This window comes from Tardiphaga sp. 37S4 (assembly GCF_021044645.1).
Taxonomy (GTDB): Bacteria; Pseudomonadota; Alphaproteobacteria; order Rhizobiales; family Xanthobacteraceae; genus Tardiphaga; species Tardiphaga robiniae.
Window position 1 is genome coordinate 4,938,213 of the sequence record NZ_CP088008.1, and the last position, 21,312, is coordinate 4,959,524.

19 protein-coding genes are annotated in these 21,312 nt (G+C 62.9%); 10 read left to right on the forward strand and 9 right to left on the reverse strand.

Features of this window, described 5'->3' with window-relative positions:
• Positions 1-29: 29 nt before the first annotated feature.
• Positions 30-794 (reverse strand): MBL fold metallo-hydrolase, encoded by a 765-nt coding sequence (locus LPB73_RS23465; RefSeq protein ID WP_231078373.1) that lies wholly within the window; start codon positions 792-794, stop codon positions 30-32.
• A 3-nt stretch (positions 795-797) separates the two neighbouring features.
• Complete coding sequence (locus LPB73_RS23470) at positions 798-1,724, reverse strand: DMT family transporter (protein ID WP_231078374.1); 927 nt, start codon at positions 1,722-1,724, stop codon at positions 798-800.
• 95 nt (positions 1,725-1,819) lie between these two features.
• Here LPB73_RS23470 and LPB73_RS23475 point away from each other — a divergent pair, with 95 nt between their 5' ends.
• Entirely contained in the window at positions 1,820-2,683 is an 864-nt protein-coding gene (locus LPB73_RS23475; protein WP_231078375.1) for a LysR substrate-binding domain-containing protein, read from the forward strand.
• An 80-nt stretch (positions 2,684-2,763) separates the two neighbouring features.
• Positions 2,764-3,297 carry an ureidoglycolate lyase gene (locus LPB73_RS23480; protein WP_184513009.1) on the forward strand — a complete coding sequence of 178 codons (534 nt, stop codon included), beginning with the start codon at positions 2,764-2,766 and terminating at the stop codon, positions 3,295-3,297.
• Positions 3,298-3,321: 24 nt separating this feature from the next.
• On the opposite strand, the gene pdeM is transcribed toward LPB73_RS23480, so the two are convergent.
• The 4 genes from pdeM to LPB73_RS23500 all read right to left on the reverse strand — a co-directional run bounded on the left by pdeM (position 3,322) and on the right by LPB73_RS23500 (position 9,518).
• On the reverse strand, positions 3,322-4,014 hold the full coding sequence (pdeM, locus tag LPB73_RS23485) for a ligase-associated DNA damage response endonuclease PdeM (protein ID WP_231078376.1): 693 nt from the start codon (positions 4,012-4,014) through the stop codon (positions 3,322-3,324).
• Between the two features lie 38 nt (positions 4,015-4,052).
• Positions 4,053-6,788, reverse strand: a complete 2,736-nt coding sequence (locus tag LPB73_RS23490; protein ID WP_231078377.1) for a ligase-associated DNA damage response DEXH box helicase — start codon at positions 6,786-6,788, stop codon at positions 4,053-4,055.
• Between the two features lie 186 nt (positions 6,789-6,974).
• Positions 6,975-8,192, reverse strand: a complete 1,218-nt coding sequence (locus tag LPB73_RS23495; RefSeq protein WP_231078378.1) for an ABC transporter substrate-binding protein — start codon at positions 8,190-8,192, stop codon at positions 6,975-6,977.
• Positions 8,193-8,297: 105 nt separating this feature from the next.
• On the reverse strand, positions 8,298-9,518 hold the full coding sequence (locus tag LPB73_RS23500) for an ABC transporter substrate-binding protein (RefSeq protein ID WP_231078379.1): 1,221 nt from the start codon (positions 9,516-9,518) through the stop codon (positions 8,298-8,300).
• Between the two features lie 346 nt (positions 9,519-9,864).
• Between LPB73_RS23500 and LPB73_RS23505 the strand changes: the two genes are divergently transcribed.
• Together LPB73_RS23505 and LPB73_RS23510 are read left to right on the forward strand one after the other, a co-directional pair.
• Positions 9,865-11,214, forward strand: coding sequence for an outer membrane protein (locus tag LPB73_RS23505; protein ID WP_231078380.1), 1,350 nt, complete (start codon positions 9,865-9,867; stop codon positions 11,212-11,214).
• 197 nt (positions 11,215-11,411) lie between these two features.
• Positions 11,412-12,785 carry an outer membrane protein gene (locus tag LPB73_RS23510; RefSeq protein ID WP_231078381.1) on the forward strand — a complete coding sequence of 458 codons (1,374 nt, stop codon included), beginning with the start codon at positions 11,412-11,414 and terminating at the stop codon, positions 12,783-12,785.
• A gap of 189 nt (positions 12,786-12,974) precedes the next feature.
• Here LPB73_RS23510 and LPB73_RS23515 read toward each other — a convergent pair whose 3' ends face one another.
• Entirely contained in the window at positions 12,975-13,907 is a 933-nt protein-coding gene (locus LPB73_RS23515; protein ID WP_231078382.1) for a methyltransferase domain-containing protein, read from the reverse strand.
• Between the two features lie 74 nt (positions 13,908-13,981).
• Between LPB73_RS23515 and LPB73_RS23520 the strand changes: the two genes are divergently transcribed.
• From LPB73_RS23520 to LPB73_RS23535, 4 genes are all read left to right on the forward strand, one after another.
• The gene (locus LPB73_RS23520; RefSeq protein ID WP_231078383.1) at positions 13,982-15,022 is read left to right on the forward strand and encodes a ligase-associated DNA damage response exonuclease; all 1,041 of its coding nucleotides are present in this window, start codon (positions 13,982-13,984) and stop codon (positions 15,020-15,022) included.
• Positions 15,019-16,695, forward strand: a complete 1,677-nt coding sequence (locus tag LPB73_RS23525) for an ATP-dependent DNA ligase (RefSeq protein ID WP_231078384.1) — start codon at positions 15,019-15,021, stop codon at positions 16,693-16,695. Before LPB73_RS23520 ends, LPB73_RS23525 begins: the two co-directional genes overlap by 4 nt.
• Before the next feature lie 86 nt (positions 16,696-16,781).
• Positions 16,782-17,087, forward strand: a complete 306-nt coding sequence (locus tag LPB73_RS23530) for a DUF6460 domain-containing protein (protein WP_068737958.1) — start codon at positions 16,782-16,784, stop codon at positions 17,085-17,087.
• A 30-nt stretch (positions 17,088-17,117) separates the two neighbouring features.
• On the forward strand, positions 17,118-18,467 hold the full coding sequence (locus LPB73_RS23535) for an MATE family efflux transporter (protein WP_231078385.1): 1,350 nt from the start codon (positions 17,118-17,120) through the stop codon (positions 18,465-18,467).
• On the opposite strand, the gene LPB73_RS23540 is transcribed toward LPB73_RS23535, so the two are convergent.
• Together LPB73_RS23540 and LPB73_RS23545 are read right to left on the reverse strand one after the other, a co-directional pair.
• Positions 18,442-19,536 (reverse strand): quinone-dependent dihydroorotate dehydrogenase, encoded by a 1,095-nt coding sequence (locus tag LPB73_RS23540; protein WP_175365900.1) that lies wholly within the window; start codon positions 19,534-19,536, stop codon positions 18,442-18,444. The two genes, LPB73_RS23535 and LPB73_RS23540, sit on opposite strands and share 26 nt — an antisense overlap.
• Positions 19,533-19,877 (reverse strand): DUF952 domain-containing protein, encoded by a 345-nt coding sequence (locus tag LPB73_RS23545; RefSeq protein ID WP_175365899.1) that lies wholly within the window; start codon positions 19,875-19,877, stop codon positions 19,533-19,535. Before LPB73_RS23545 ends, LPB73_RS23540 begins: the two co-directional genes overlap by 4 nt.
• A 224-nt stretch (positions 19,878-20,101) precedes the next feature.
• Between LPB73_RS23545 and LPB73_RS23550 the strand changes: the two genes are divergently transcribed.
• Both LPB73_RS23550 and LPB73_RS23555 read left to right on the forward strand, forming a co-directional pair.
• Positions 20,102-20,731 carry a S24 family peptidase gene (locus LPB73_RS23550; RefSeq protein WP_089266927.1) on the forward strand — a complete coding sequence of 210 codons (630 nt, stop codon included), beginning with the start codon at positions 20,102-20,104 and terminating at the stop codon, positions 20,729-20,731.
• An 83-nt stretch (positions 20,732-20,814) separates the two neighbouring features.
• Complete coding sequence (locus LPB73_RS23555; protein ID WP_231078386.1) at positions 20,815-21,312, forward strand: SgcJ/EcaC family oxidoreductase; 498 nt, start codon at positions 20,815-20,817, stop codon at positions 21,310-21,312.

Consider the following 21,312-nt stretch of genomic DNA (forward strand, 5'->3'; position numbering starts at 1 on the left):
AACGTTCCGAAGCAGGGACTGGCAATGGGCTAGATCAAGGTCCGCACACCCGGTTCGAGGATACGCAGACGGGCACCGAAGCCGAGCGTGTCGAAGGATGCGCGCAGGTCGCCGGCACTCTGTTTGAAATGCGCCCATCCGTCGGTGTGCACCGGCACAATCGTCGCATCGGGAAATGCGCGCGCCGTCTCGATCGTGTCGTTGGTGTCCATGGTGAGGTGGAATGGCCCGCGGGTTTGCGCCGCGCCGGCGAAGGGCAGTACCACGCCGGCCGGAAAACGCCGCGCGACCTCGGCGACGCCGTCGAACCAGACGGTGTCGCCTGTAATGTAGATCGGCCTGCTCCCCGGCGCGTGCGAGCTCAGCACGAATCCGATGACATCGCCCGACAGCGGCTCGATGCCGGCCGGGCCATGACGCGCCGGGGTCGCGGTGATCGTCAGCGAGTGACCATCCTTACCGGTAAGCTCGGTGCTGTCCCATGGCGCGAGACCTTCAACATCCCCACCGAGGCGCTTGGCGCCCGCAATGGTTGTCAGCACGCGCGGCGCGTGACGCAGGAAATCGCGCCCGGAATTGTCAAGATTGTCGGAGTGCTGATCGTGACTGAGCAGCACCACATCAACCGCGCCGACTTGCGCGGCGGAGATCGCGGGGCCGACGAGTTTTTCCAGCGTGACATGCGGCAGCTTGTAAGCGCCCGGATGATCGAAGGTCGGATCGGTGAGCAACCGGAACCCGTCGATTTCAATCAGCGCGGTGGGGCCGCCGATCAGGGTGATAGTGAGGGACATGAACTACTCCTGTCGCAGGGGGGCTGGTGAAGCGGCCGGTCTGGTGACGAGATAGATACCGAGGGCGACCGGGACGATCCCCAGGAGATCACGACTTTCGACATGCTCGCCGAGCACCATCCAGGCGAACAGCATGCCGAGTGGCGGCATCAGGAAGTGATAGGCGCTGGCAGCGGTGGCGCCGCAGGTCTTCAGGAGATGAAACCACAGCAGATAGCCGAGGATAGAACCGCCCAATGTCAGGAATGCAAACGAAGCGATCAATCGCGCACTCGGCACGATCGCGCCAATATCGGAAAACGTGAGCGCCACCGGGATCAGCACCACGCCGGCCACAAGATTCTGCACGCCGTTGCCGAGCCACAGGCTGCCCTTGGGTGCCAGCAGCTTGAACAGGATCGTCCCAGTCACGATGGAAGCGAGCGATGCCAGCGTGAATACGATGCCCTGCGCGCTGTCGGTGCCCACCGATATGCGGTGCCAGACGATCGAGGCGACGCCGGCGATGCCGAGCAAGAGCCCGGCGACCTTGCGTCCGGTGAGCGGCTCCTTCAGCAACAGTGCTGCGAACACGGCTGTAAATACCGGGTTTGCGCTGACGACCAGGCCGCCGAGACCGGCGGAGATGGTTTGCAGGCCGGTATAGCCGAGGCCGAGATACAGCGCGTTATTGGCCAGGCCGATGACGGCGTAGGCCGCGACATCGCGCCAGGACAGCGACCAGGCACCGCGGCGCAAGGCGGAAATGCCAAGGATCAGAACACCAGCGAGCGAGAACCGCGCGGCGAGCAGAATGAGCGGCGGGCAATCGGTGACGGCGATCTTCCCTGCGACGAAGGAGAAACTCCAAAGCAGACAGAAGATGCCGATATAGATCGGCAGCGGATTGAAGGCGGCACGAGGAACCGCGACTGACGGCGCGAGGGACATCGGAAATCTCCTTTGCCACCGGTCTATGCGCCCGCCTTCCCATTTGGAAATTAAATGATATACTTGTTGTCAGTTGAAAAACGAATGGACAGCCGATGCTGGATCTCGAACTCCTGCGCAGCTTCGTCTCGGTGGTCGATGCCCGCGGCTTTACCCGCGCCGGCGAGCGCGTTCACCGCACCCAATCCACCGTCAGCCAGCAAATCAAGCGACTGGAAGAGGATATCGGCCAGCCGCTGCTGAACCGCGCCGGCAAGGACGTGACCCCGACCGAAGCCGGCGAGCGGCTGCTGTCCTATGCGCGACGACTGCTGGCGCTGGCGGAGGAAGCTCGCGACGTACTGGCGCGCCCGACCAATGAAGGCGCTGTCAGGCTCGGCATCCCCGAGGATTTCGCGGCCTATCGCCTGACCGAATTGCTGGCGAATTTTTCGCGGTCGCGGCCCGGCTTGCGGCTCGACGTGCGCGCCGACCAAAGCACGTATTTGCGCCGCGATCTCGAACGCGGCGAACTCGACCTGGCACTGTTCAAGCGCGCCGCCGGTGAGAAAGGTGGCATTGCGGTGTGGCCCGAGCGGATCCATTGGGTCACGAGCAAGGCGCATCCGATCGACCCCGCCATCCGGTCGGTCCCGTTGATCGGCTTTCCCGCCGGCTGCCTTTACCGGACCCGCGCGATCCATGCCATCGAGGCGGCAGGCCGCAGCTGGCATATGGCCTATACGAGCTCCGGCCTCGCCGGCATCCAGGCCGCGGTCGCCGCCGGACTTGGCCTCAGCATCCTGTCCGACATGGCTATCCAGGCCGATCATCGCATTCTGACAGCGAAGGAAGGCTTCGCGCCGATCGACCAGACTGAAGTGACGCTGATGGCCGCGCCCGACGCGAGCCCGGCAACGCTGCGGCTTGCCGACCACCTCGCCGAGTTCTGCGATAGCGTGCAGGCGAAGGCGGCGTAAGGCCGCTCTTTCTTTTAAATGCTCGTCGGTTTGCAAGGCCGTGGAAGCCATGCTTCGGACACGAGCCTCAGGAGCCCTCCATGCCGACATCCAACGCTGTTACTGTCGAGGCTCTGAGTCCCACGTCGTTCGAGCCCTTCGGATGGGTGCTCGGCAAAACCGATCTGCTCAAAAAAGATGCGGTCGGTTTTCGAAGCCCGGCGAGCGATTTCTGGCACGAACACTTCTTTGATCCCGGCACGGGAGGCAACACCGAGGTCCTGTGGGTCGAGTATCGTGACAACAATCCGCTTGTCTCAAAGCTTGAAGTCCATCACCTGACCCAACAGGCGGTCGTGCCTCTCACGAAAGAGATCGTTCAGGTCCTTTGCTTGAGTGACGCAAACCAGACGCCTGACCTGTCGACCCTCCGAGCTTATCGTTTGTCTCCTGGCGTCGGAATCTGCATGCGCGCCGGCGTTTGGCACGCAACGCGCGCCGACAATGCGACGTGCCTGATGCTGACCCGTGGCTCGACGACGGAGGACCTCATTGGCCATCTCGTCAACGAGCGCCCCGCAAAGGAGTCTGCCATCCTGGAAATCCCGCAGGTCCGCCTTCTCCTGGACGGGTAGAACGACGATGTATGAAATGTTGCTCTAGCAGCAGCGCGAGGCAGCAATGGCGTGCATACGCCGGTCGCCGAGCACATGGGCAACAAAGCCAAGGGTCTGGAAGATCCGCGCGAATGCCGCATCGCGGATGTTGAGCCCGCCGGCATAGGCGCCGAAGGCCGGCATCACCGCACGGGCGCCATCGCTCGCAAAACAACGACGTTCGACGGCGCGACCGCGTGTGCTGACGCGCGCCTTTGGATGCAGGTGACCGGCAATCTCGCCTGCAGCACCAGTCGGCTCATGACGGAAGGTGATCGGGCCGATGGCGACCTCGTCTGCGACGGTGCCGCCAAGATCTGGCGGCAATGCGGGATCGTGATTGCCTGATATCCAGATCCAGTCACGGCGCATCTGCAATGCGGACAGCACCTCGCGATTGGCCGGAGACAACCGCTCATGGGCGTCACGGTCGTGGAAGCTGTCGCCGAGCGCAATCACGATGCGCGGATCGTGACGCGCGATCACCGCACCGAGGCGACCGAGCGTGGCGATGGTGTCGTAAGGCGGCAGCAACACGCCGCGGTTGGCATAGCTCGAGCCCTTTTCGAGATGCAGGTCGGACACCACGAGAAGTTTCTGCTCTTCCCAATACAAGGCGCCCGACAGGTCCGCAGCCAGCGTGACGCCGGCAATGCTGACGGTGCTCATATCAACAATGATGGTCTCAGCGTGCATGGTGCTCTTTTAGGACGAATGCGAGATTCGCAAAACCCTTACGATTCTGTCTCTTCGAATCCCGCCGCCTCTTTCACGAGTTCCTCGGCGGCTTCTGCCAGGAGTTCGTCCGACGCTTCGCCGTATACCGCTTCACGGCCGATTTCCAGCATCACCGGCACCGCCAGCGGCGAGACGCGATCGAGTACCCGGTGAATGATACGGCCTTGGATGCGCGTCAGCATGTCGCTCAATCGCCGAATGTCCAGCAATCCCGTCGCGGCGTCGGCGCGCGCGGCGCGCAGCAACACATGATCGGGCTGGTGCTTGCGCAACACGTCATAGATCAGGTCCGTGGAGAACAGCACCTGACGGCGCGATTTCTCCTCGCCGGTGAAGCGCGTATGGATCAGCCCCGAAATCACCGCGCAGGTGCGGAACGTGCGCTTCATCAGCGCCGATTCCGCGAGCCAGGCTTCGAGATCGTCGCCGAGCATGTCGGGATCGAACAAAGCGGCGAGATCAAGCCTGCCCTGCCTGATCATGTGCGACGTGTCGCCGAGGCCCCATATGGCCAGCGCATATTCATTGGCAACGAAGCCCAGCGGCCGCGCGCGGGCGCGTTCAAGACGGCGCGTCAGCAGCATACCCAATGTCTGATGCGCGAGGCGGCCTTCGAACGGATAGCAGACGAGGTAATGCTTGTCGGCACGCGGAAAGGTCTCGACCATCAACTCGCGTGCGCCGGGCACATGCGAGACATGGGCCTGCAGTAACAACCATTCGCGCACCTGGTCGGGCAGGCCTTTCCAGGCGCGCTCATCGTCCAGCAGTTTGCGCACGCGTTCGGCGAGGTAAGTCGAGAGCGGAAACTTGCCGCCCATATAGGACGGCACCTTGGCATCCCTGTCATGGGCGCGCGAGACATAGACCTGATCCTCGACAAGGGATTCATAGCGCACGACTTCCCCGCCAAAGACGAAGGTGTCGCCGACCACAAGGCCTTCGATGAAATACTCCTCGATCTGGCCGAGCATGCGTCCCCCGCGCGCCAGCGCACCAGTGACACCCTTTTTGCCTTTTCCGCTGCCTCCGCGCACCAGCCGCACCTTCAGCATCGTATCCTCGACGATGGTGCCGACATTCATGCGATACATCTGGCGCACCTTCGGATTGGTGACGCGCCATTTGCCCGAGGCGTCCTGCTTGATGCGGGCGAAACGCTCGTAGATTTTCAGCGCATAGCCGCCGGACGCCACGAACTCCACGGTATCGTCGAAATCGACACGCGACAGCTCGGCATAGGGCGCAGCCGAGCGCACTTCGTCATACAGATCATCCGCACGAAACGGTGCGCCGCAGGCGCAGCCGAGCACGTGCTGCGCCAGCACATCGAGCGAACCAGTCCGCAGCGGCGGCGTATCCTGTGCATTTTCGGCAACGGCATCGATGGCGACGCGGCATTCCAGCACTTCAAACCGATTGGCCGGAACCAGCACGGCGCGCGAGGCTTCGTCGATCCGGTGATTGGCGCGGCCGATGCGCTGCATCAGCCGCGAGGCGCCCTTCGGCGCGCCGACATTAATGACGAGATCCACATCGCCCCAGTCGACGCCGAGATCGAGCGACGACGTGCAGACCACACCGCGTAGTTTCCCGGCCGACATCGCGTCCTCGACCTTGCGGCGCTGCGCGACGTCCAGAGAGCCATGATGAAGCGCGATGGCGAGGCCATCGTCGTTCATGCGCCAGAGATCCTGGAACAGCATCTCGGCCTGACTGCGGGTGTTGACGAAGACCAGCGTCGTCTTGTTGGCCCTGATGAGATCGTAGATCTCGCCGAGTGCATGGCGCGCAGAATGGCCGGCCCAGGGCAACCGTTCCTTGGTGTCGAGCATTTCGACCACCGGCTCGGCGGCGCCGCCGACGACGACGATATCGGCGGAAACGCTTTCGCCAACGGGCTGCGGCACGAGGAAACGTGCCAGCGATTCAGGCTCGGCGACCGTCGCCGACAGGCCTATGGCCCGCATCTCGGGCGCGAGTTTCCACAGCCGTGCGAGCCCGAGCGACAGCAGATCCCCGCGCTTCGACGTCACCAGCGCATGCAACTCGTCGAGCACGACGCGCTTGAGTGACGAGAACAGAAACGGCGCATCGTCGGACGACAGCAGCAAGGCCAGCTGTTCCGGCGTGGTCAGAAGAATATCCGGCGGATAGCGGCGCTGCCGCGCGCGGCGCGACACCGGCGTATCGCCGGTGCGGGTCTCGACCTTGATCGGCAGCTGCATCTCCGCGATTGGTGTTTCCAGATTGCGCGCGATGTCGACGGCGAGGGCTTTCAGCGGGGAAATGTAGAGCGTGTGCAGGCCGCCGGTGCGCTGAACGGTATGGCCGGTGGAGACCACCTTGCTCGGCGCGCTTCCGGCAAGCGCAGGTGCTGCTTTCTTACCTCCCCCCTTGCGGGGGAGGTCGGCAGCCGCAGGCTGCCGGGAGGGGGGTATCGCTAGTACGGCGACGCTTGTGGACCCCCCTCCCCGGCCCTCCCCCGCAAGGGGGGAGGGAGCTGCCCCCGCGGCGTTTTTGTTGCCGCTCAGTTCCACCAGCGTCGGCAGGAATCCGGCCAGCGTCTTGCCGGCGCCGGTCGGCGCGATCAGCAGCGCCGAGCGATCGTCGCGCGCCTTCTGCAGCAGCGCCAATTGATGTTCGCGCGGCGACCAGCCGCGCATGGCGAACCAGCGCAGGAAGTGATCGGGCAACAGGTCGGGTTTGGCGACGGATTTACGGGGCGGCACGCGTTAGAACTAGGCACTCTCAGCCGTCATTGCGAGGTCAAGGAAAGTTGCCGTGCAACTTTCCCCTAAGCCCTTGCGACGAAGCAATCCAGAAAACAGCAAGAGAGGACTGGATTGCTCCGCCCAAACGAAATTGGCCGCGCCAATTTCGCCGGGACTCGCAATGACGCGGAAAGACCTGTGGTCTTATTGCGTCACCGACTTGTCGGAGATGATCCAGTCCTTGCCGTCGAACCGCTGAGTGTAGAGCGTCGCCATCGGAACATAGGCGTCATTGGTATAGCTGTAACTCACCCCCGGCAGCATTTGCGGAGCGCGGAAGCCGTTCAGGCCGATGGCCTGTTTCAGTACGTTCTCGTGGGTGAGCTCGTCGCCGCAGCGGCGCAAAATCTCTGCCATGGACACGGCCTGACCATAGCCGAAGAAGGCGATCGAATTATCGGCCGAGACCGTGGGCAGATATTTCGCGCGCAAAGCCTCGAACGCCACGATGTCGGGATCCTTGGCATAAAGCGGCGAGCCGATATCCTTGCCATAGGCAATCGAGACGATGCCCTTGGCGTTCTCCAACCCTGCCGCCTCCAGGATCGATCGACCGGTGGAGCCCGCCGACAGCAACTGCAGCGGCTTCCAGCCGAGCTCGACCACCTTGCGGATCGACTGTGACGTCGCCTTGCCGGTGGTGATGTTATAGAAAACATCGGCGCCGGATTTGGCGAGATTGATCAGCTGCGAGTCGATCGTGGGATCTGTGAGGTCATAGGTCACCTCGGCGATCACCTTGGCGGTGCCGCCGGCTTTCGCGAGTTCATCCTTGAACGGCCCGAGGAAATCCCGGCCGAAATCATCGTTCTGATAGAGGATGCCGACTTTCGCATTCGGATTCACGCTGACGGCATATTTGGCGAGAATACGCGCCTCGGTCGGATAGAGTGGCAGGCCGGCCATGGTCCATTTGTTGTTCTTCGGATCGTTCCACTTCGATGCGCCGGTGTTGAGCAGCAGCTGCGGTACGCCCTTGGAATTGAGATATTTGTGCACGGCCGTCTGCGGCGCGGTGCCGAGCGAGCCATAGAGTGCGAGTACCTCCTCCTGCTCCACCAGACGGCGTGTGGCCTCGACCGCCTTCGGCGCGCTGTAGGAATCGTCCATCGTCAGAAACTTGATCTTGCGGCCGTTGATGCCGCCCTTCTCGTTCAAGCTCTGAAAATAGGCTTCGCCGACACGGCCCAGCACGCCATAGAGCGAGCCGGGACCACTATGCGGAATGGTTTGCCCGATCTTGATCTCGGTGTCGCTGGCGCCTGGATCGTATTTCTTGTCGGCGGCGATAGCGGCCGTCACAGTCAGTGGCAACACGACGACGGCGACCCGCGCCGCAGACGCAAACAGTCCCTTGTTCATGGCGTTTTCTCCCTGATGATTTTTGATCCGGCTCTTTGCGAGTCCGATTGGTCGTCTCCATCCCCGGCCTATCTCCGGGGATGGTCGTTACTTTAAAGTACGCGCTTACTGGCTGACGGGTTTGTCCGACAAATCCCAATCGGTGCCGTTGAAGGTGCCGACATAGAGCGCCTTGATGGTGGTGTAGTCGGTCGGCGTGAAGCCGTAGGTGATACCCGGCAGGAACACCGGTGCGCGGTAGCCTTCCAGATTGGTGGCATGCTTCAGGACATTCTCGCGGGTGAGATCGTCGCCGCAGCGGCGCAGGATCTCCGCCATGGTCACACCCTGCGAATAGCCCTGAAACGCGATGGTGTTATCGGGATCGACATTCGGCAGATACTTCTTGCGCAGCTCCTGGAAGGCGATCACGTCCGGATCGTCCTTCCACTTCTCGCTGCCGACCTCCTTTGTATAGGTCATCGCCACGATGCCCTTGGCGTTCTCGGCACCGGCGGCGTTGATGATCGAGCGACCGCTCGAGGTCGACACCAGGAGATGCAGCGGCTTCCAGCCAAGCTCTGCGACCTTGCGGATCGACTGAGATGTCGCCTTGCCGGTGGAGATGTTGAAGAAAGTGTCGGCTCCCGATTTCGCCAGATTGATCAGTTGGGAATCGATGGTCGGATCGGTGAGGTCATAAGACGCCTCGGCGATCACCTTCGCGGAACCGCCCGCTTCGGCCAGAATCTCCTTGAACGAATTCATGAAGTCCTTTCCGAACTCGTCGTTCTGGTAAAGGATCGCGACCTTGGCGTTCGGCCTGGCCTGCATCAGGTAGCGCGCGATGATCCGGCCCTCGGTCGAATAGATCGGCAGGCCCGGCGTGGTCCACTTGAACTCTTTCGGGTTGTTCCATCGCGACGCGCCGGTGTTGAGTAGCAGTTGCGGGATCTTCTTGCTGTTGAGGAACTTCTGCACCGCCGACTGCGGCGCGGTGCCCAGCGAGCCGAACAGCGCCAGCACCTCGTCCTGCTCGGCGAGCCGGCGGGTGGCTTCGACGGCCTTCGGCGCGCTGTAGGCATCGTCCAGCGACATGAAATTGATCTTGCGCCCGTTGATGCCGCCCTTTTCGTTCAGCATCTGGAAATAGGCGGCCTGTGTCCGACCGATCACGCCGTACAGGGAACCGGCGCCGCTATAGGGGATGGTCTGACCGAGCTTGATCTCGGTATCGCTGGCACCGGGGTCGTATTTCTTGTCCGCCGCAAAGGCCGAATGGGCCAGTACGGAGACAACTGCAGCGAGTGTCGCGGTCCTGAAGACGGACCTGTGGCGCGAAGGCATCTGGTGTTTTCTCCCTGAGACCCGCTTGTGCGGGTGTGTTTTTGTGACCCGTCGCGGCGTTGATCGCGGCTGTACGAGCTTGCCCTTATCCTCTGCGGGCGCGACAGGCTTGGCAATCCCTCACCGGTTGCCTCATGTTTTCCGTGGGTTGGCTATCGACAGGGTCTCAGCGCACCCAAACGTGACGAAATACGCATCGCGCCACGAGTGTCTAAACGCTTATTTAACCGGCTTTTTTTGGCCGGCGCCCCTGCGGTTGCAATGTCGGACAGTGTGGCCGTCCGGATACAGCCAATATGACCCGACTCCCCTATTCTAACGGTTCAAATCTGAATTGGGGTCGACCATGAAACGTATTCTTCTTGCGAGCGCCGCGCTGCTCGGAACCGCTGTGAGCGCGCAGGCTGCCGATCTGGCCGTCAAGGCCCCTTATTACAAGGCGCCCCTCGTCTCGGTCTACAACTGGACCGGCTTCTACATCGGCGTGAACGCCGGCGTCGGCATCAACCGCGACCGCGTCACCCACAGCTACACCGGCGACTCGCTGTATCTCACGCCGCAGGGCGGCTTCGGCGGCGGCCAGATCGGCTATAACTGGCAGGGCGACTCGCTGCTCGGCCCGATCGTTTACGGCCTCGAAGCCGACATCCAGGGTTCGGGCCTCACCGGCGGTGGCGCCAATGTGGTTGGCCCGCTGCAGACCGTCTACGGTCAGAAGTCTGATTGGTTCGGCACCGTTCGTGGCCGCGTCGGTCTCGCAACCGGTCCGGTCCTGAGCTACTTCACCGGCGGTTTCGCTTACGGCAACGTCAAGACCACGATCACCGAAGGCGGCGTGACGGCGTTCTCGGACAGCCGCATGGCCACCGGCTGGACCATCGGCAGCGGCGTGGAAGCAGCGCTGGGCGGCAACTGGACCGGCAAGATCGAATATCTCTACCTGAACCTCGGCAACCGCTCTGACGCGTTCGCTACCCCGACCCAGCTCACCAACACCGAACTGCGTGAAAACCTGTTCCGCGTCGGTCTGAACTACCGCATCGGCGGCAACAGCGTTTACACCCCGGTCGCTGCGGCGAACTGGACCGGCTGGTACCTCGGCGGCAACATCGGTTCCGGCACTGGTCGTGATCGCACCACGCTTACCGGCGTCACCCCGGTTCCCGAGCAGTTCAACCTTTCTCCGGACGGCATCAACGGCGGTGCCCAGATCGGTTACAACTGGCAGGCATCGAACTGGGTTTATGGTCTCGAAGCCGACATCCAGGCTTCCAGCCAGCGCGACAACAAAACTGCCGTTGCTCTCGGCCTCGTCAGCTACGATCAGAAGCTGCCCTGGTTCGGCACGGTTCGTGGCCGCCTCGGCTACTCGGTCGGTTCGACCCTGTTCTACGCCACCGGCGGTTACGCCTACGGCGGCGTGAAGACCAAGATCAACGCACTGGGCGTGGAAGTTGCCAACGCTTCGACCACCAAGAGTGGCTGGACCGCCGGCGCCGGCATCGAGACCCCCTTCAAGCTGCTCGGCCTGTTCGGACCGAACTGGACCTCGAAGACCGAATATCTCTATGTCGACCTCGGCTCAGCTTCGACCACGATCCTTCCCGGCGTCGTCAGCGAGAGCAAGGTTACCGAGCACATCTTCCGCACCGGCCTGAACTATCACTTCAACAGCCCGGTCGTTGCGAAGTACTGATCTCAGCGACATCCGCTAAAATCGAAAACCCCGGCCTCGCGGCCGGGGTTTTTGTTTGTGCCCTGAACAACGCTGTTCCGAGAAAATTAACCACAAGGAACCCAATATCCAAATACCGCAATTTCTGGTCGCGCGGCTACAGACAGCATCTAGTTACCGCTTCATAATTCGACCAGAAATCTGGACTGGATCCCTTCATGAAAAGCCTCTGCCTCACGACCGCCGCGCTGTTGTCCCTGACCGCCGGTGCACAAGCCGCCGACATGGCCGCAAAGGCGCCGTACTACAAAGCGCCGGTAGTCGCCGTTTATGACTGGACCGGCTTCTATCTGGGCGTCAACGCCGGCATCGGGCTCGGCCGGGATCGCGCCATCCACAACGACGGATTTCTGGGCACCGAATCGACCTACCTGTCACCGCAAGGCGCGCTCGGCGGCGGTCAGGTCGGCTACAACTGGCAGACCGGCTCCATGCTCGGCCCGGTGGTCTACGGCCTCGAAGCCGACATCCAGGGCGCCGGCCTGAGCGATGACCGCACCAATCTGGGCAGCCCGTTCGTGTCGACCACCTACAACCAGAAGATCGACTGGTTCGGCACGGTTCGCGGCCGCATCGGCCTCGCCACCGGCCCCGTGCTCGGCTACGTCACCGGCGGTTACGCCTACGGCAACGTCAAGACCAGCATCACCTTCGATAACTCCGGGACGGTCTTCTCGACCAACAGGATACAGAACGGTTGGGTCGTCGGCAGCGGCGTTGAAGCGGCCCTCGGCGGCAACTGGACCGGCAAGATCGAGTATCTCTACCTGAACATGGGGAACAACAGCTACACGTTCGGCCCCCAGACGCTCAACACCGAAGTTCGCGAGAACATCTTTCGCGTCGGGCTGAACTACCGCGTCGGCGGCAGCGCCGTTTACACGCCGGTCGTCGCAGCGGACTGGACCGGCTGGTATCTCGGCGGCAACGTCGGTTCCGGCACCGGCCGCGATCGCAGCAGCATCTCCAAACCAGGTGATCTGCCTGGCGACCCGGCCACGAGCCTGATCTTCAACCTCGCTCCCGACGGCATCAACGGCGGCTTGCAGCTTGGTTATAACTGGCAAGCCGCGAACTGGGTCTACGGTCTGGAAGCCGACATCCAGGCTTCCAGCCAGCGCGACAACAAGACCGTGATCGACTTCGGCAGCCTCGCCCATGACGCCAAGCTGCCCTGGTTCGGCACCGTTCGCGGCCGCCTCGGCTACTCCGTGGGATCGACCCTGTTCTATGCCACCGGCGGTTACGCTTACGGCGGCGTGAAGACCAAGATCAGCGAAGACGGCGTCCAGGCGTTCAATGTTTCGACCACCAAGAGCGGCTGGACCGCCGGCGCGGGTATCGAAACCCCGTTCCGGCTGCTCGGCCTGTTCGGACCGAACTGGACCTCCAAGACCGAATATCTCTATGTCGATCTCGGCACGGCCTCGAACACCGTCAACACCGCGACCGTCACGACCGCGGTCACCGAACACATCTTCCGCACCGGCCTGAACTATCACTTCAACAGTCCGGTCGTTGCGAAGTACTGATCACAGCGACATCTCCGATAGGCAAAACCCCGGCCTCGCGGCCGGGGTTTTTATTTGGTAGGACGCCTGGCGCTCACAGACGTTATTGCCCGGCCGTCATTGCAAGGAGCCCTTGCAACGAAGCAACCGTCTTTTCGCTTCGATTTCTGGATTGCGCCAGCAAACTTGCACTGGCTGACCCCGACGGCGTTAAAGCCGACGCTTGATCGCGACGGCCACCAGTCCTGGTGCGGCAGCGCCGCGTTCCGTGCGAGACGAAACGTGCTCAAGATGAATGAGCGCCAGGCCAGCAGCTGCGATCAGGCCGCGCAGATGATCTTCGCTCTGCGCATAACGCAAGCCCGCGCCGAGAGCGACACCGTCGCCGTCATGGGTCTCGGCCGTGAAGGCGAGCAGCCCGTCTGGAACCAGCACGCGCGTAGCTTCTCGCAAAACCGGCGCAAGGTCGTGCAGATAGATCAGCACGTCGGCGGCGATGACCAGTTCGACACTGCTATCTGACCGGCGGCACAAACCCTCGACGATCTCGGCCACTTCAAGCTCGGCGTAAAGCCCGGTGGCATGAGCGCGCTCGATCATGCGCGACGACAGGTCGATGCCGATAATGGCGCCGGTGCAGGCAGCAAAAGCGCCGGCCGCCAGCCCGGTGCCGCAACCGAGATCGATGGCGCGGGGGAAGAGCATCACCCTATCCGTCGCAGCGCATGCGGCACGCACGGCGCCCAACAGGACCGCTGGTCCGCGATAACCGAGCGTATCGACCAGCGCGGCGTCGAACTTGGGCGCGTATTGATCGAACAGCGCCGTCACATAGGTCGCCGGCATGGCCGAGAGATCGTCAGCGCCGAGCCGCATCAACCGCAGACCAGCACCGTTGCGATCACCGGGATCGCTGGCCTGCGCGCGGCGAAACGCGGCGATGGCGCCGGCGGTGTCACCCAGCTGCTCCCGGACCTCCCCGAGCACGAACCATGCGGTGGCAAAGCCCGGCGCCAGATCAGTGGCCTGCTCAAACAGATCGGCCGCCGCCACCAGATCGCCCTGCACCTGCAGGTCGCGCGCATAGTCGAAACGCCGGTCGGCGTTCATATCGCCGGATGACATGAACAAGCGCGCGGGCATGGTGGGAACCGATCGGAGGGCGGGGCGTTCGCAGGATGACTCGAACCAACCCGAGGCGGACCTATATAACCGAGATGCGTCCGCAAGACATCCTTATCCCGGTTCCCGCCGGCCTTCGCTGCAAACCGGGCGGCTTCCATATCGACCCGGTCAGACCGGTCGAGCGCGCCGTGATCACCCACGGCCATTCCGACCATGCGCGACCGGGTCACGGCCATGTGCTGGCGACGCAGGAGACTCTCGACATGATGCGGCTGCGCTATGGCGACAATTTCGCCGGCAGCACGCAGGCCATTGCCTATGGCGAGACGGTAAAGCTCGGCGACGTCACGGTGTCCTGCCATCCCGCCGGCCATGTCCTCGGCTCCGCGCAGATGGCGGTGACCTGCAAGGATATCTGCATTGTCGCCTCCGGCGACTACAAGGACGCCCATGACCCGACCTGCACACCGTTCGAGGTGGTGCCCTGCGATGTGTTCATCACCGAAGCGACGTTCGGGCTTCCGGTGTTTCGTCATGGCAATGCCGCCGACGAAGTGAAGAAACTGCTGGCCTCGGTCGCGCTGTTTCCGGAGCGCGCGCATCTGGTCGGCGCCTATTCGCTGGGAAAGGCGCAGCGGGTCATCAAGCTGATCCGTGAGGCCGGCTACGATGCACCGATCTATCTGCATGGCGCGATGGAGAAGATCACACACTATTATCAGAGCCGCGGCATCGATCTAGGCGAACTGCGCCCGGTGAAGGGCGTCAAGAAAGCCGATCTCGCCGGCACCATCACGCTGGCGCCGCCGTCGGCCACATCGGATGTGTGGACGCGGCGCTTTCCCGATCCAGTCACCGCCTTTGCGTCCGGCTGGATGCGCGTGCGCGCCCGTGCGCGGCAACGCGGCGTCGAACTGCCGCTGGTGATTTCAGATCACGCGGACTGGGATGGATTATGCGCCACCATCGGCGCCACTGGAGCCGGCGAAATCTGGGTCACGCATGGCCAGGAAGACGCGCTGGTGCATTGGTGCCAGAGCAAAGGCCTGACTGCGCGGCCTCTTGCGCTGGTCGGCTATGGCGACGAAGAGGAAGAAGAGACACTTCCGCCCGGCGAAAGCGCCGAGGCATGAACCGCTTCGCCGAACTGCTCGATCGCCTGGCCTACGAACCCGGCCGCAACAACAAGCTGCGGCTGATCACGGGCTATTTCCGCGAAGTGTCCGATCCCGACCGTGGCTACGCGCTAGCGGCGCTGACAGGTGCGCTGTCGTTCAAGCATGCGAAAGCTGGATTGATCCGCGACCTCATCGCATCGCGAACTGATCCGGTGTTGTTTGAACTCTCTTATGACTATGTCGGCGATCTCTCGGAGACGGTTGCGCTGATGTGGCCGAAGGCCCAGGACATCGTGCACAACAACCCGCCACCACCGACACTCACCGAAGTAGTCACCACACTCCGCACGCTCGGCAAGGCCGAATTGCCCGCACAACTCACCCGCTGGCTGGATGAACTCGACGAGACCGGGCGCTGGGCACTGTTGAAGCTCGTCACCGGCGCGATGCGGATTGGCGTTTCGGCGCGGCTGGCCAAGACCGCCGCCGCGGCGCTCGGCGACAAGGACCCGCATGACGTCGAGCTGATCTGGCCCGGCCTTGCGTCGCCCTATGGCGAATTATTCGCCTGGCTCGAAGGTCGCGCGGAGAAGCCGGTCAATCGCGATCCGGCGCCGTTCCGCCCGGTGATGCTGGCACATGCCATCGAAGAGTCCGACTTCGCCAATCTCGACGCGTCCGATTTCGTCGCGGAGTGGAAATGGGATGGCATCCGGATTCAGGCGGTCAGCGGCAAAGGCGATAACGACAGGATCGTCACGCGGCTCTATTCGCGAACCGGCGAGGACATCACCGGAAGCTTCCCGGACCTGACGCCATCGCTGCGTTTGCCCGGCGCGATCGATGGCGAGTTGCTGGTTCTGCGCGAGGGACGCGTGCAGTCATTCAACGTGCTGCAACAACGCCTGAACCGGAAAAGCGTGACGCCGAAGCTGATGAAGGAATATCCCATTCATCTGCGCGCCTATGACCTGCTTGGCGATGGCGAGACGGATTTGCGCGAACTGCCATTCGAACAGCGACGAATCAAACTGGAAAGATTCATCGCGGAGCTCGACGACGACAGGATCGATCTGTCCGACCAGATCCCGTTCGCAACATGGGATGCCCTCACCGCCGCGCGTGCCGATCCTGTCAGTGCCGGAGCCGGCGAAGATGCCGATGCCGTCGAAGGCGTGATGCTGAAGCGGCGCGATTCCGCCTATCTCCCGGGACGACCGAAAGGCCAGTGGTGGAAGTGGAAGCGCGACCCGCACGTCATCGACGCCGTGCTGATGTATGCACAGCGCGGCCACGGCAAGCGCTCGTCCTATTATTCGGATTACACCTTCGGCGTCTGGACCGCAGGCGAGAGCGGCGACCAGCTGGTACCGGTCGGCAAAGCCTATTTCGGCTTCACCGACGAGGAGCTGTTGCAAATCGACCGCTTCGTTCGCCGCAACACCACCGAAAAGTTCGGCCCGGTCCGCCACGTCACCCACGAACCTGACAAGGGGCTGGTGCTGGAAGTTGCCTTTGAAGGGCTGGCGCGCTCGCCCCGGCACAAGTCGGGGGTCGCAATGCGGTTTCCCCGCATCAGCCGGCTGCGCTGGGACAAGCCGCCACGTGAGGCCGACCGGCTGGAGACGCTGGAGCGCATGCTGAAGGCGGAGACCACAATTGCACCGCCCGAGCCTGCGACGCCTTGACGGTCCATACTTGACGAACGAGCCGGGTTCCCCATTTGCGTGGGACCACCTATGATCAACGCGCGATTTGCGCGCAGGAGACCATGATGCAGCCAAATGAGACCCGGGACTTGCCGGCCAACAATGACGGCCTGGCGCGCTTCCTCGGCGGTTCGCCGCTGGCGGTACTCGGCCGGCTGATCCTGCTGTCGATCCTGGTCGGCGTCGTTCTCGCCGCCATCGGCTTCGATCCGTGGAACATTGTCACCAGCATCCGTCGCCTGTTCCAGTGGGTCTATGACCTCGGCTTCGATGCCATCAATGGCCTCTGGCGCTACTTCCTGCTCGGCGCCGTGATCGTCGTGCCGATCTGGCTGATCATGCGGCTGTTCAGCGCCCCCCGCGGCCGCTGAGACGCGCATCATCCGCTTCAGGCTGCATTGATGTCGTCGGGATTGTCCGTCACCAACAGGCGCGTCTTTGCCATTGCCGGCCCGGCCATGCTGGCCAATCTGACGACGCCTCTGATCGGCATCGTCTCGACCGCGGCAATCGGCAGGCTTGGCGACCCGCACCTGCTCGGCGGTGTGGCTTTGGCCTCCGTGGCATTCGACTGCATTTTCTGGCTGTTCGGATTTCTGCGCATGGCGACGGTTGCCTTCACCGCACAGGCGCTTGGCGCCGGTGACCGGATCGAGGTGCGCGCTATCCTGCTGCGCGCGTTGATGCTCGGAGCGGCGATCGGGCTGACGCTGATTATCTTGCGGACACCGCTGGCGGCGCTGGTGTTCAGCATCATGGGCGGCAGCGACGCCGTCACATCCGCCGCACGCCAGTATTTCTTCATCCGACTCTGGTCCGCGCCGCTGATGCTCGGCAACTATGTCATTCTCGGCTGGCTGGTCGGCCAGGCGCGCACCGGGATCGCTCTGGCACTGCAGGTCGGCATCAATCTCGCCAACATGGCACTCACCTCCCTGCTGGTCCTGCAATTCGACTTTGGCGTCAGCGGCGCAGCACTGGCCACGGTGATCGCGGAAACCGCGGGCTTTCTCGCCGGCCTCATCGCCGTGTGGAAAATCCTTGGCGGCCGCATCGATGTGCCGCGCGCGGTCCTGTTCGACCGCATCCGGCTACTACGGTTGTTCGCAGTCAATCGCGACATCATGATCCGTACGGCAGCACTGATTGCTGCATTTCTCTTCTTCACGGCGCAGGGCGCCCGTGCAGGCGACCTGACCCTGGCTGCCAATGCAGTGCTCAACAACTTCGTCATGATCGGCTCGTTCTTCCTCGACGGCATCGCCACCGCCGCCGAGCAGCTCTGCGGTCAAGGCACCGGCGCTCGCGACCGCAAGCAGTTTTCCCGGGCCGTAAAGCTCGTCCTGATCTGGAGCACGGCATTCGGCATCGCTGTCACGTTGCTATTCGTGCTGTTCGGCGGCGCGCTGATCGATTTCATCACCACCAGCCCCGAAGTTCGGCTCGCTGCGCGGAATTACATGCTGCTGGCAGCGCTGGCGCCCGCCTGTGGCGTCCTCGCTTACGCCTATGACGGCATCTATATCGGCGCATCGTGGGCGCGCGACATGCGCAACCTGATGCTGCTGGCGTTAGCGATTTACATCGCCGCATGGTTCGCACTGGCCAGCCTTGGCAATACCGGACTATGGCTCGCGTTTCTGGTGTTCATGCTGTCGCGCGGCGCTTTGCAAGCGCTGCGTCATCCAGCCCTGCTGCGACAGTCGTTTCCGCAGCAGGCCTGGCTTACGCCGGCCAGTCTTCCGCTGTGATCGTCGCCGCATCGGCGCCGACGATTTCCGACAGTGAATCACGGCCGGTGCGCAGCAGCGTCGAGGACAGGTCGGCCTTGATGCTGTCGACAAGGCCGACGCCTTTATAGACCAGCGCCGAATAGAGCTGGATCAGGCTCGCACCCGCGCGAATCTTGGTGAGCGCCGCACCGCCGCTGTCGATGCCGCCGGCGCCGATCAGCGGAAATGCACCTTCGACACGCACGAAGGTCTCCGCCACCATGCGGGTAGACAGCCTGAACAAGGGCCGCCCGGACAATCCGCCCTGCTCTTTCGAGCGTGCCTGTTCGCGCAAGGTCGAGGGACGGCCGATAGTGGTGTTCGCGACGATCATGCCATCGACGCCGCGCGAGCGCGCGACATGGACGACATCGTCGAGGTCGGCGAGGCTGAGATCGGGCGCGATCTTCAGCAACACCGGAGAATCTCCCGCATTCTTGCGAACGCGCTCACGCGCATCGATCACCCGCGCCAGCAGATCGTCGAGTTCGGCGGCCTGCTGCAGATTGCGCAGGCCCGGCGTGTTCGGCGATGACACGTTGACGGTGAAATAGCTCGCCACCGGCGCAAAGGTCTCGATCAGCCGCACATAATCCTGCGTGCGATCGGGCGAATCCTTGTTGGCGCCGACGTTGACGCCGACGATACCGCCATTCTGCGCACGTGCAGCCAGCCGACGCAGCACGACCTCCGCACCGTCATTGTTGAATCCGAGCCGGTTGATGACCGCCTCGTCACGCTCCAGCCGAAAGATGCGCGGGCGTGGGTTGCCGGATTGCGGCTTCGGCGTCACCGAGCCGATCTCGGCGAAGCCGAAGCCGAGACGGAGCAGCGCGTCCGGCACCTCGGCATTCTTGTCGAAGCCGGCGGCGATCCCCACCGGATTGGGGAAGTTCAGACCAAATGCACGGACCGCGAGTTTTGGATCATCCGGCCGCGGGCGGGCGTAAGGCAGCATGCGCAACCCACGGATCGCGAGGCGGTGCGCGTCTTCGGCGTCGAGCATGCGCAGCATCGGCAGGGAAAAGGCATCGAAAGCGCGGATCACGATTTGAGCTCCGGAATGTCGTGGTTGCCGTCGGAGCGCGCACGCAGATCCAGGACGGCCGTGACGGCGCCGAGATCGAGTTCGCCGTAGAGATGCGGGAACAGATCGCCACCGCGGGATGGCTCCCAGCGCAGGTCGTCACCGAGTGCGTCTGCGTCCACAGCGACCAGAAACAGGCCGGTCTGGCCGAAATAATACTTCCGGAGCGTCTCGGGGAGCTGTGCCGCGGTCGAGAAGTGGATGAAGCCGTCCCGGGCATCATCGGCACTGCCGCGATAGGTGCCCTGGCGCTCGGCCTCGCGCCAGCTCGAGGCCGGACAGATTTTATAGATGGTGCGCAACCGCCCAGACTTCCTGGTTGTTTTCGATGTGGTGTGGACGCCCAGTCGCGGGATTCGGTGGCTGGAGCCGACAGTCGACCGTATCGGCGCCCCCCCTCCACTTCAAGGCTGCACATTTTTTTCAAATGCCTGTTGCGAAATCCGTGCATTCACGGCAATAATTCCTAGATTTCGCCACGATTCACCGCCCCGCAGAAATCCGGGCCAAGGGACCGAAACCGATGATGCTCTCGCACGCCCAGATCTGGAACGCCCTCGACCGCCTCGCAGAGCGCAACGGCATGTCACCCTCCGGCCTTGCGAAGAAGGCGGGGCTCGACGCCACGACCTTCAACAAGTCCAAGCGCATCACCAATGACGGCCGCGAACGCTGGCCGTCGACGGAGTCGGTCTCGAAGGCGCTGACCGCGACCGGCGTGACCATCGACAGCTTCGTCACGCTGATCGAAGGCACCAAGCGCATCGTGCAGTCGGTGCCGCTGCTCGGCTTCGCACAGGCCGGCCATGGCGGTTACTTCGACGACGCGGGTTTTCCCGCCGGAAGCAAGGGCTGGGACGAAGTGGGCCTGCCGTCGGTGAATGACGAGCACGCCTATGCGCTGAAGATCTCTGGCGACTCGATGAAGCCCGCTTATCGTGACGGCGACATCATCGTCGTCTCGCCTGAAGCGCAGATCCGCAAGGGCGACCGCGTCGTGGTCAAGACCAAGGACGGCGAGGTGATGGCGAAGGAATTGAAGCGCCGAACCACGAAGATCATCGAGCTGCAGTCGCTCAATCCGAACCATGTCGACCGCAGCTTTCCGGCCGCCGACATCGCCTGGATCGCGCGCATCGTCTGGGCGAGCCAGTAACCGAACACACTCTGGACTGGCGTCCGGCCACCGAATGATCTATGCGAGTTCCCTATCCGAAACTCGCAACCTTCGGTGGCGCCATGAAAACCAGAACAATCGTTGCCGGCGCGATCGCGCTGGCCCTCGTTAGCGCAGGTTCTCTCGCACATGCGAAGCCCATGACCTGCGCGGTCGTCACGACAAAGCAGATCGAAGCGCTATTCGACCGCTGGAATGCCTCGCTCGCAACGCTCGACCCCGCCAAGGTCACCGCCAATTACGCCTCGGACGCGGTGCTGCTGCCGACGGTGTCGAACACGCCGCGCACCGACAGCGCGTCGATCCAGAGCTACTTCGTGGATTTTCTGAAGAAGCACCCGCAAGGCAAGATCGACACGCGCACCGTCAAGATCGGCTGCAACATGGCATCCGACGTCGGCACCTACACCTTCACACTGTCCGGAAAATCCCCCAGCGATACGCAAATCGTCAAGGCCCGCTACAGCTATGTTTATGTCTACCGCGACAAGAAATGGCTGATCGCGCATCACCACTCGTCGGCAATGCCGGAACCTGTCACGCCGGCGGCGCCGAAGTAG